Source organism: Nocardia sp. NPDC004722 (assembly GCF_053601505.1).
Map to the genome: position 1 here is coordinate 1 of NZ_JBSGBY010000301.1, position 10,172 is coordinate 10,172.

A 10,172-nucleotide genomic window follows, 5' to 3' on the forward strand; every position below is an offset into this window, starting at 1 on the left:
GGAGGCGTGCCCGTGAACACCCGCAGTGACGCCCAGCGCAGCCGCGTGCTGCTGGTCGACGCCGTCCAGAACCTGCTGCAGGCAGGCCGGATCGGCTTCTCCATCCCGGAACTCGCCGCCGCGGCGGGTGTCGGCGTGGCCACCGCGTACCGGCATTTCCCGACGCCGCAGGACGCGCTGCAAGCGTTTCACCGCCGGGCCATCGAACAACTGGTGGAGGCGCTGGCGGCGGTCGACGCCGGACCCGACCCGGTGGACCGCTTCCACCGCTGCTGCCGCACCTGGGTGGACCAGGCCGCCCAGTGGGGCCCGGCGGTGCGCTACATCCGCAGTTCCAAGGGCTTCATCGAACGTCTCGCCGCCGGCGACGAGTCCATCACCGCCCTGCACGACATCCTCACCGAGATCCTGAACTCGCTTGCCCGGCAAGCCAAGACCACCGAGCACGACCTCACCTACGCGGTCCTGCTGTGGATCACCATCTTCGACGAGCGTGTCGTCTACGACCTCACCGAGCATCGCAACTGGTCACCCGCGGAGGTCACCGACCATCTCACCCGCGCGGTCGCGGGCGCGCTCGGCATCACCGTCTAGCCCGAAACCTGTTGCGCAGCCGATCCGGAGCCGCTCAGCCGATCGGGAGTCCCGCCGCTGCCGCGACCACCCCCAGCACTCCCGCGCCCAGTAGTGCGCTCACCACGCCGCGCCGGGCGGCCAGCAGCCACAGTGCCGCACCGGCGAGCACCGCGAACTGCCAGACATGATGCAGCGCAAGCGCGAGCGGAATCGCCGCCCCGGCGATCGCGCCGATCGCGGCAGGCCCCGCGCCGGTGAGAAACGCCTGCACCCGCGCATCGGCACGCAGCCGATCGAAGTACCGTCCCCCGGCCAGCACGAACGCGAACGACGGTGCGAAAGCGACCGCGGCGGCGAGCAATCCGCCCGGAACCCCCGCGGCCGCGTACCCCACCACCGCGACCGTCTGCACCACCGGCCCGGGCGTGATCTGCCCCAGCGCGACCGCATTCAAGAACTGCGCCGCACTCATCCACCCGTACCGGTCCACGGCATCCGCCTGCATCAGCGGAATGATCACGAACCCACCCCCATACGACAACGCCCCCACCTTGAACGCCACCCACGCCACCGCCGCCATCCCGCCACCGGTCGGCCCCGTCATCGCAATCGGCCAGGCGCTCAACCTTTTATGCCCGGGACCGTCGGGACCCGACGGGTCGTGCCCGGGACTGCTCTCCTTCGGACCGGTGCTGCGGCGGGCGCGGACTTCCAGCAGACCGGCTCCGATGAGGACGAGGACCAGCCAGGGGCCGAGGAAGGTGGCCGCCACCAGACCCGTTGCGGCGTAGGCGATCCAGCGTGCTCGGGCCGGGCGGGTGGGGCCGGTGCGTTGCCAGCTCGCGGGGGCGAGGCCGGTGGCCGCGTGGACGGCCACGGCCGCGACGGCCGCTCCGGCTCCGGCGGCCGCGCCGTGCACCCAGCGTGGGCTGTCGGCGGCCAGGAAGAGCGCGGCGAGGATCAGGATGAGGGTCAAACCCGGTGCGATGAAGCAGAATCCGCCGAGCAGCGCACCGGCCGTGCCGCGCAGCCGCCAGGCGGTGTAGATCGCCAGCTGGGTGGACGCCGGGCCGGGCAACAGGTTGGTGGCGGCGATGCCGTCCTCGAAGTCCGCGGCGCTGATCCAGGCGCGACGCTCGACGCACAGGGCGCGCAGCATCGCGATGTGGGCGGGCGGGCCGCCGAAACCGAGGCAGCCAATGCGTCCCCACTCGACGGCGATGGTCCGCAACCGGACCGGCCGGGTATCGCTGTCCGGAAGCACGGCCGACCCTAACGCGGGCCGTAGGTCCATGCGAGACGGACTTTCAAGACACCTTCCAGCGAACCTGAATTGCGGCGCAACTTTCGAGCGGTCGGATCGCCCTGACCTTGCTGAAACCCGATGAAGGAGGCTGACCGTGCAGGCCAATGCCCCGGATCTCACTGCCGGTGCGTTGTGTCACAGAAACGGGCAATCCTTTGGCTATTGCAGTGGTGCTGCAATAACGTGGCGATAAGCCCGGCCGGTTCATCCCGGCGTTCGGACACCTCGCATCGAAGGAGTAATCGTGGACAACAACCATCCGGTCATCAATCTCGGTTCGGCGGCCATCAACCTGACCGACACCATCACCTCGATCCTGGCCCAGTGGACCTACCTGATGCAGGCGTGGGGCTCGGCGTAATTTCGCGCACCCTCGGGGTTCTCGGCACCGCGGGGCGCTCTCGACTTGACCGCTGTAGCGAAACTATACGATCGTATGACAGACTGATCTGCATCTAAGTCTGTCTGGCGTACGTTCGTATAGGGGTGATCGAATGTTCAGAGTGTTCGAGTTGCTGGGGTTGCTCGCTCCGGCCGCCGGTGCCGCGCTCGCGGTGTACTACCGACGCCGCCTCGGCGGCGGGTTCGCCTACGCGCTCGCCGCCGCGATCCTCGCCCTGGTCGGATCGGGTGTGGCGCTGGTCGCCGAGCGCACCCTGTGGCTGGGCGGCGATGCCGAGGGCATGACCGAGCACCTGGAAACCGGTGCCGCCGTGCGCAATCTGCTGCTCATCCTGGCGTGGGCGCTGCTGCTGATCGCCATCGCACGGCACCGGCGCATCCCGGGCGCTTCCGAGGGCGCGGGGTGGGCGCGGTGAGCGGGGCGACGCTGTTCGGCCTGAGTGAGATCGCTGTCGCGGTACTCGCCACGGCCACCATAGTTTTCGGGCTGTCGCTGGCCCGCCGCCACCGCCTGGCGGGCGCGGCCACCGTGGCGGGCGCGGTCGCCTGGCTGGCCGCCGAGGGCGCGCATTGGCTCCAGAACGCGACGATCATGCCCGGTCTCGCGGGCGATGAGCACGCCTCGGCGCGCCTGATCGTCGGCATGCTCGGCGAGGCGGTGTACTTCGGTCTCGGCGGTCTGGGCATACTGCTGTTGTTCTTCGCCGCGGTCGCCGACCGTGCCCCGCGCGCGGATCAGCGCCCGGAACCCGCCGTGCTGGCGCGCAAGCTGCTCGGCCAGGCATGGCGGTACTACTCCACCGCACGCACACAGAGAGGACGCCGTGGCTGACGAGTCGCGCGCTCGAACCCGCCGCACCGGCGAAACCACCGACCGGCGTGCGGAATTGCTGGAACGCCTCGCCGACGCCATCGCCGAGAATGGCATCGAGGGCGTCAGCATCCGCGATCTCGCCACCCGCGCCGGCGTCTCCATCGGCACGGTGCAGTACCACTTCTCCACCAAGACCGAACTGCTGGTCGCCGCCTGGCATCACGTGAGCGGCCAGGCCGCGCAACGGTTCCTGCGGTCGGGCGTCCGGGAATTCCCGCCGCAGGACCAGCTGCTGAGCCTGACCGAACTGCTGTTGCCGCCGACGCCGGATGACCGGCTGACGCGGGTCTGGCTGGCCCTGGTGGCCCGCGCCGCACACGATCCGCTGATCGCGGCCCTGCATCGCGAGCAGTGGCGCGAGACCGAGGACCTGCTGGCGCGGGTGCTGGCCCGCGCCGCGCCCGCCCGCGCGGACGAATCCCGGGATACCGCAACCGAACTGCTGGCATTGCTGGACGGGCTCGCCATCGCGGTCGTCACCGAGCCCGATCGGGTCTCGCCCGAACACGCCCGCCGCATCGCCCGAAACCGGGTGCGGCAGTGGCTGGGCTGAGCGCTACTTCAGCACGGTGTGCAGCAACTGCACGCCCGCGGTGAGGGCCGAACCCGCCACCGACCAGCTGGTGCCCGCCGGCTGCTGCGAAAGCACCACCACCGCATAGCGATACGGCTGATCCGGAGACGGGCTGACCAGGCCGGTGGTGTCGAGGGTGGTGGAGGAATCCAGATCCATCCAGCCCTGCTTGACCGCCCAGCTCGCGCCGGTGAGCGCGTCGGGAATCCCGAAGTACTGGTTGGTGCCGTCGGCCGCGGTCTCGGAGGTGTTGTGCAGCGCGCCGATGATCAGATCCCGGGCAGAGGCCGGGACCGAACCGGTGATGTAGTGGAAGATCGCCACCACATCCCTTGGCGTGGTGAGGGTTTCACCCCATTGCGCGGTGTCCTCGGGCGCGGTGGTGGCGGTCAGGCCGATGGCGCTCACCATGCGGTCGATGATGGCGTCGTTGCCGCCGTCGTCCCACAGCGCGTCGGCGATATCGTCGTCGCTGGTCGTCAGCATCTGGGTGAGCCGGTCGGTGGTATCCGGATCCGGTTGCCAGTTCTGGTTTTTCAGGGTGTCGAGCGCGATGAGCAGCTTCACCACCGACGCGGTGTAGAACTGCTGATCGGCATTGAGGCTGGCGACCGGGGTGCCGGTGGTGGTGTCCACCACGTCGATGCCGACGGTGGTGCCCGGCGAGGCGGCCTGGATGGCCGCCTGCATCTGCTGGGCGATCGCGGTCACCGCGATGGGATGCGGAACGACGAGAGTCGTTCCCGGCGGCGGGGTCTCCGGAACCTGGTCTTGACCTACTTGGTCACGAGAAGTGGCGGATGCGCGCGGGGCGCTGAGTGCTGCCAACGAGATCACGGCGACGAAACTGCCGGCCGCGATCCAAGTCCACCGAGCGTGCGGTGTGCGGGCCTGAATCGAGGTCATAGTCCATTACATCGACACGAACCTCGAGACATTTCCAGTTGAATGCTGTCAATTTCCTGTTAACTGCGGATCGATCTGGTCTCGGTTCGGAATCGGTTCTGATCAGCTATTTTGTCGCGAACTAAGATCACTGGTGGGTCGGGACTTATCCCGATGGAGACAGTGATGGGTACCAGGTGTGAGATCCTCCGAAATGCCCTGATAAAAAGCCTCGCCATCCTCGGTCTGGGGGTGCTGCCGTTAGCTGTCCCGGTGTTCGCTCACGCCGACACGGACTACGGCGGCGGCTGTGTTCTGTTCCCGGACAACACATCAGCAACTGTGGACTCGTTGCGCTTCAGATGCAGCCCCGCGCAACAGGACGCGATCTACCGCGACGCCCCGCGCGGCGATGTCCCGATCGGATCGAAGGACGGCTGGGTGGCCTCGCCGCGCGAGATGCAGTCGTGGGCGCCGCTGTTCTGGATCGGCAAGGACTTCTACACGAACCCCGCGGGTGGGTATCTGTTCAACCGCCTCACCGGAGCCGGGATCGAGGGGTTCCAGGCCAATGTCTTCACCGGGCCCTCGGTGGTGGACGGCGGCGCGGCCTGGGTGCTGGACTACGCGCCGTCGCCGGTCCCGCAGCTCTACGACGAGATCCGTGAGGTCACCCCGGGCGTCTGGTTCGGGTACTCGTGGATGCGGCAGGGCGGCGGGTACGCGCTGCAACTGAGCTTCATCCTGGCCTGAGTTCTCCGGGGCCGGGCTTCGGATCAGCGCGCACGTAATCGTCGTGCCGGGAGGGTAGGTCTTGATATTCGTGGACTTCGTTGTCCACGAAAGGAATTCGATGACCACCCTGCTGCATGTCAATGCCTCGGCGCGCGGTGCGCACAGTCAATCCCGGGCGCTGGCCCAGACCTTCATCGACGGGCTGACCGCCCGCGATCCGGAACTGACCGTCGATACCCTCGACCTGTTCGAGGCCGACCTGCCCGACTTCGGCACCCACGCCGCCGAAGCCAAACTCGCGCTGTTCACCGGTCGTGACCAGACGCCCCCGCAGCTCGCGGCCTGGGAATTGGCGCGCACCGTGTTCGACCGGTTCGCGGCCGCGGACCTCTACGTCCTCAATATCCCGATCTGGAACGCGGGTGTGCCCTACATCTTCAAGCAGTGGGTTGACATCGTCACCCAGCCCGGCTGGGCGTTCACCTTCGACCCGCAGGCGGGGTATTCGGGGCTGCTCACCGACAAGCGCGCCGTCACCGTGTACACCAGCGGCGTCCACCAGCCCGGCGTGCCGGTCGAATTCGGCTCCGACTTCGCCACCCCGTTCGTCGCGGACTGGCTGAACTTCGTCGGCATCAAGGACATCGCCGAAATCCGCTTCGCCCCGACCGTCCTCACCGACAACCCGGAAGCGGGCTTCGCCGCGGCCCAGGAGCGCGCCCGTGAGCTCGCCGCCGACTACTGACCCGGACCGCGCGCCGGAGGTGGATGCAGACCTCACGGCGGACGAAAAGCTCGAGGCGGACGCTGCCCTCGACAGGGGCGTGACCCCCGAGGCGGACGTGAGATTGGAGGATGAATCAGCCACCGCGGCGAAGCCGGTTCTCCCAGCGGACGGGGTGCGCGAGCCTCACACGGAACTCGGGGCGGGCGGCGCCGCCGAACCGGAATGGGCGCCGACCGGGCGGACGGTCGCGGCCGTCTGCGCGGTCGGGATCCTGGTGGTCGGGCAGCTGTATGTGGTGCTGCCGGTTCTGAATCGGCTTGCGGCCGACTGGGATACGTCCAAGTCGGCAGCGACCTGGACCACCACGGCGTTCGGGCTGGCCTACGGCGCGGGATTCCTGGTGACCGGGCCGCTGTCGGACCGCTGGGGGCGGCGGCCGGTGATCGTCGGCGGACTGCTGGCGACGGTGGTGAGCTCGCTGCTGGTGGCGGTCGCGCCCGGGCTCGCCACCGGGTTGTCGGCGCGAATTCTGCAGGGGCTCACCGCTTCTTTCTTCGCACCGGCCGCCTTCGCCTACCTGTCGGAGCGCATCGCTCCGCAGCGCAGGATCTTCGCGCTCACCTGTCTGACGAGCTCGTTCCTGGGTGCGGGTGTGGTGGCGCAGGTCCTGGCCCAGCTGATCGGCAACGCCCTCGGCTGGCACGCGATCTTCATCGCGGGCGCAATCGCTTTCGCGCTCTCGGCGGTGCTGCTGCACGTGGTGCTGCAGGCTCCGGCGCCGGACACCGCGTCGGGCGGCGGTGCCGGGTGGCTGGGGGAGTTGCGTACCGCGTTCGTGCCCTTCGGGATTCTGCTGCGGCAGGCTCGGCTGGCTCTGCTGTACCTGAGCTGCCTGGCCATCCTGGGCTCGTTCGTGGGGATCTATACCGGGATCCAGCTCTCCCCGCCGGACGGGGTGGGTTCGGGCAATGCCGCCCTGCTCGCGTTGCGTGCCAGTGCGATTCCGGCCATGGTGGCGGTGCCGTTGCTGGCCGGGCGGCTGGGCGTCATCGCCCCCGCCACCCGGTTGATCGCCGCTCTGGCGATCGCGGCGGGTGCGGCCGCGATCACGGCGGTGCCGTTGGGCGGAGTGTGGGTCGCGGTGTGGCTGTTCGTGTTCGTCACGGCGATCGCGGTGGCGGCCCCGGCGGCGGTGCAGGCGATCGCGGTCCATGCGGGCGCGGCGCGGGGCACCGCCACGGCGCTGTACACCTTCGCTCTGTTCGTCGGGGCCAGCGGCGGTCCGCAGCTCGCCAATCTGGTTTCCCGCCACGGCTATTCGGTCGTCGCGCTGTCCATCGCGGTGCTGTCGGCGGTGGGTGCGGCATTGGCGGTCGGCTCGACGCGCGTGACTGTCGCGGAGTGAATCGGAGCGCGGGGGCCAGCGGCGTCCTCCGCGTCCGGGTTTCAATCGCCGTGGTTGAAACTGTAGGGGAAAAAGATTGGGCCGCATAGCTTTTCGATCACGGTCATGAGTTCCAGTGTCAAAGCCCCGGCTGGCTGGGCGGCAACCCTCCACGGCGGCGGGGTGCTCCGGGTGACGACCGGATGGCGGCGAGCGTCGCCATAAGCGTCTTGCTCTCGGAGGGAAAATGTCTGTAGCCCAGCTCGATTCGGTGACCGCGGTGGCGGAGGAGGTGGCCGTCGGCGAGGTGCTGCTGGTGGCCGACCGCTTCCGGGGCATCGCCGCGGACGACCGGGCCTTCACGGTGTCGGGACTGGTGGCCGCGCTACGGGGCGGCCGGTGGCGGGAGTCGGACCGGCCGCTGACCGTGCGGCTCGGCCAGGGGGTGACGCGCCACGATCTCGACTATGTCGAACACGTGGCCCTGGTGCACGCCCCGGCCGGACTGCGGGTCAGCGGACCGGTCGACGAACCGGCCCCACGCCACCAGGTGCACAAGTATCAGCACTCGAATGTGCTGCTGGCCAATCTGATTCGCGAATCCGATACCGAGTTCCGGGCGGACCTGCGCATCCACGGCGACAACGAACTGCTGCTCGACCATCAGACCGGCGAACACGTGCAGGGCATCGTGATCGTCGAAGCGGTGCGGCAGTTGTTCCTCGGCGCGTTCGAACTCGAATACGGCCGTCGCTGGCCCGAACAGCACTTCTACATCGTGTGGAACAGCATCGAATTGGAGTTCAAGTCCTTCCTGTTCCCGCTCCCGGCCAGCCTGCACGCGGTGCTCACCCCGATCTCCGTCACGGACCCGGCCAAACTGGAATTCGCCATCGAGGTGGACGTACGCCAGCTCGACCGCAGCGTCGCCACCACCCGCATCACCTACGCGGCACTGCCCAACGAGCGCATCTCCCAGATCGAGCGGCACAAGGCGGCCAAGGCGATCGCGGCCTACCTGGAGGCGGCGTGACGGCCGGCGCCGCGTTCTTCGATGTCGACGAAACCCTCATCACCGTCAAGAGCATGTTCGCCTTCCAGCGCTTCTGGCTGGCCGAGAACGGTGACGACGGCAGCGAATACGCGCGACTGAGCGACGAGATCAAGCGCCGGGCCGCGGCGGGGACGCCGCGGGAGGAGGTCAACCGGCACTACTACCGGGCCTATCGGGGCGCGCGGGCCGACGCGCTGGCCGAGGCCGGGCGACGCTGGTTCGCGGGGTTCAGCGCGGGCGGCGGGGTGTACTACGCCGAAGCGGTGGAAACGTTGCGCGCACATCGTGATTCGGGGCACGCCACGGTGCTGTTGTCGGGGTCGTTTCCGGCGGCCATCGACCCGGTCGCGGCGGCGCTCGGGGCCGACCACGTCATCGCCACCACCCCGGTGGTCGACGAGCAGGGCGTGCTCACCGGCGAGGTGTGGCGGCCCATGATCGGCACTGCCAAGGCCGCCGCCGTCGCGGACTACCTGCGCGAGCACGGGATCGCCCGCGCGAACAGCTACGGCTACGGCGATCACGCCAGCGACCTGCCGTTCCTGCAAGCCGTGGGACACCCCGGTTTTCGCGGGGACGACCAGGTTCTCGCGTCCCAGGGCCCCGACTGGACCCGTCTCGGCGACCGGGTCGGCGATACCGTCGACGATCCGGGTCGCCTTCTCTCCGAGCAGGAAGCGCTGTCCGTATGGTGAGCAAGAGCTACGACCTGACCCCGACCACGCAGGGGCCGCTGTACCCGCCGAGCGAAGTACTCGACGCCGACGGCGATTTCATCGTCGTCGGCTATCTTGTCGTGCCGGGGCCGGACGGGACCGTCACCCGGCGGTGGGGGCGGGCCATCGTCGCGGCCGACACCCCCGTACCGAAGTTCGGTGACCTGGCGGCGTACACCATCGTGCGGGAACTGCCCGGCGAGTTGCCGGACGCGGACGCCGGGAGCGTGCTGCACACGCTGCCACTGCCGTTGCCCGCCAACAACTATCCGATGGTGTTCGCTCCCGATCAGCGACCGGACGCGGATACGGTGCGGCGGCCGAGCTACCCGTTCCACGAGACGCCGATCCCGGATATCCGGCCCGAGGACGGGCGCAAACTCACCACGGCCGTCACGCTGGGGGACTGGCTGCGGGCACGCGGCACCCTGGAAGTGACCGTCGACGACGAGGCTCGGACCGGAGAGTTCCGCTTCGAGTTCAGCGGGCTCATCCCGGACTCGCTGTACACGGTGATGTCGTTGCGGGCCAAGGACTTGGACCGGGACGCACCGACCCGGCCCGGGCCGCTGGGTGTCCCGAATGTCTTCATCACCGATGCCGACGGGGCGGCGACCTACCGGGCCGTGCTGCCCAACCCGTTCCCGGATCCGGCACTGCCGGGAGCGAACCGGATCATCAGCGTGGTGGTGCTGTGGCAGAGCTATCAGCAGAACTATGGCGGTGCCATAGGACATTTCGGACTGGGCGGTGATATTCACGCCCAGCTCAAACTGCCCGACCCGGTGTTCAGCGAGTTCGTGACCCGGGACTGAACCGGCCGATCACCGTCGGCCACCGGTCGATCACCGCGCGGCGCGGGACACCTTCCGCGCGGTGGTCCGCATCGGGATCTGCAGCGGGCGGCGCAGCACGGGACCGAGTGTCAGGGGCAACGGC

At 68.9% G+C, this 10,172-nt stretch carries 12 protein-coding genes and 1 riboswitch; of the genes, 10 read left to right on the top strand and 2 right to left on the bottom strand.

Annotated features, from left to right (window positions below):
* Positions 1-594 (top strand): TetR/AcrR family transcriptional regulator (locus ACWELQ_RS26285; protein WP_452399718.1); only part of this gene is annotated, 594 nt, incomplete at its 5' end.
* A gap of 34 nt (positions 595-628) precedes the next feature.
* On the opposite strand, the gene chrA is transcribed toward ACWELQ_RS26285, so the two are convergent.
* A complete protein-coding gene (gene chrA, locus ACWELQ_RS26290; RefSeq protein ID WP_452399719.1) occupies positions 629-1,840 on the bottom strand; it encodes a chromate efflux transporter in 1,212 nt (403 codons plus the stop codon).
* 536 nt (positions 1,841-2,376) lie between these two features.
* Between chrA and ACWELQ_RS26295 the strand changes: the two genes are divergently transcribed.
* The 3 genes from ACWELQ_RS26295 to ACWELQ_RS26305 are packed head-to-tail and all read left to right on the top strand — an operon-like array spanning position 2,377 to position 3,711.
* Positions 2,377-2,700 (top strand): hypothetical protein, encoded by a 324-nt coding sequence (locus ACWELQ_RS26295; RefSeq protein ID WP_452399720.1) that lies wholly within the window; start codon positions 2,377-2,379, stop codon positions 2,698-2,700.
* Complete coding sequence (locus tag ACWELQ_RS26300) at positions 2,697-3,116, top strand: hypothetical protein (protein ID WP_452399721.1); 420 nt, start codon at positions 2,697-2,699, stop codon at positions 3,114-3,116. The genes ACWELQ_RS26295 and ACWELQ_RS26300 overlap by 4 nt, the downstream gene beginning before the upstream one ends.
* A complete protein-coding gene (locus tag ACWELQ_RS26305) occupies positions 3,109-3,711 on the top strand; it encodes a TetR/AcrR family transcriptional regulator (protein WP_452399722.1) in 603 nt (200 codons plus the stop codon). Before ACWELQ_RS26300 ends, ACWELQ_RS26305 begins: the two co-directional genes overlap by 8 nt.
* A gap of 3 nt (positions 3,712-3,714) precedes the next feature.
* Here the strand turns inward: ACWELQ_RS26305 and ACWELQ_RS26310 are convergent, their stop codons facing one another.
* Positions 3,715-4,443: a serine hydrolase gene (locus ACWELQ_RS26310; RefSeq protein WP_452399723.1), complete on the bottom strand. Its 729-nt coding sequence runs from the start codon at positions 4,441-4,443 to the stop codon at positions 3,715-3,717.
* A gap of 360 nt (positions 4,444-4,803) precedes the next feature.
* On the opposite strand from ACWELQ_RS26310, the gene ACWELQ_RS26315 reads away from it, so the two are divergent.
* From ACWELQ_RS26315 to ACWELQ_RS26340, 6 genes are all read left to right on the top strand, one after another.
* A complete protein-coding gene (locus tag ACWELQ_RS26315; protein WP_452399724.1) occupies positions 4,804-5,370 on the top strand; it encodes a hypothetical protein in 567 nt (188 codons plus the stop codon).
* A 100-nt stretch (positions 5,371-5,470) separates the two neighbouring features.
* Positions 5,471-6,097, top strand: a complete 627-nt coding sequence (locus ACWELQ_RS26320; protein WP_452399725.1) for an FMN-dependent NADH-azoreductase — start codon at positions 5,471-5,473, stop codon at positions 6,095-6,097.
* The gene (locus ACWELQ_RS26325; protein WP_452399726.1) at positions 6,075-7,484 is read left to right on the top strand and encodes an MFS transporter; all 1,410 of its coding nucleotides are present in this window, start codon (positions 6,075-6,077) and stop codon (positions 7,482-7,484) included. Before ACWELQ_RS26320 ends, ACWELQ_RS26325 begins: the two co-directional genes overlap by 23 nt.
* Before the next feature lie 101 nt (positions 7,485-7,585).
* Positions 7,586-7,697, top strand: a riboswitch (SAM riboswitch).
* 13 nt (positions 7,698-7,710) lie between these two features.
* Positions 7,711-8,496, top strand: coding sequence for an AfsA-related hotdog domain-containing protein (locus tag ACWELQ_RS26330; protein ID WP_452399727.1), 786 nt, complete (start codon positions 7,711-7,713; stop codon positions 8,494-8,496).
* Positions 8,493-9,212 carry an HAD family hydrolase gene (locus tag ACWELQ_RS26335; RefSeq protein WP_452399728.1) on the top strand — a complete coding sequence of 240 codons (720 nt, stop codon included), beginning with the start codon at positions 8,493-8,495 and terminating at the stop codon, positions 9,210-9,212. The genes ACWELQ_RS26330 and ACWELQ_RS26335 overlap by 4 nt, the downstream gene beginning before the upstream one ends.
* Positions 9,206-10,048: a hypothetical protein gene (locus tag ACWELQ_RS26340; RefSeq protein WP_452399729.1), complete on the top strand. Its 843-nt coding sequence runs from the start codon at positions 9,206-9,208 to the stop codon at positions 10,046-10,048. The genes ACWELQ_RS26335 and ACWELQ_RS26340 overlap by 7 nt, the downstream gene beginning before the upstream one ends.
* The last annotated feature ends 124 nt before the right edge of the window (positions 10,049-10,172 follow it).

What these genes read in the sequence shown, in the direction of transcription:
- ACWELQ_RS26340 (WP_452399729.1), top strand. Translation starts at nt 9,206, where the DNA reads ATGGTGAGCAAGAGCTACGACCTGACCCCGACCACGCAGGGGCCGCTG.
- ACWELQ_RS26320 (WP_452399725.1), top strand. Translation starts at nt 5,471, where the DNA reads ATGACCACCCTGCTGCATGTCAATGCCTCGGCGCGCGGTGCGCACAGT.
- ACWELQ_RS26295 (WP_452399720.1), top strand. Translation starts at nt 2,377, where the DNA reads ATGTTCAGAGTGTTCGAGTTGCTGGGGTTGCTCGCTCCGGCCGCCGGT.
- ACWELQ_RS26330 (WP_452399727.1), top strand. Translation starts at nt 7,711, where the DNA reads ATGTCTGTAGCCCAGCTCGATTCGGTGACCGCGGTGGCGGAGGAGGTG.
- ACWELQ_RS26315 (WP_452399724.1), top strand. Translation starts at nt 4,804, where the DNA reads ATGGGTACCAGGTGTGAGATCCTCCGAAATGCCCTGATAAAAAGCCTC.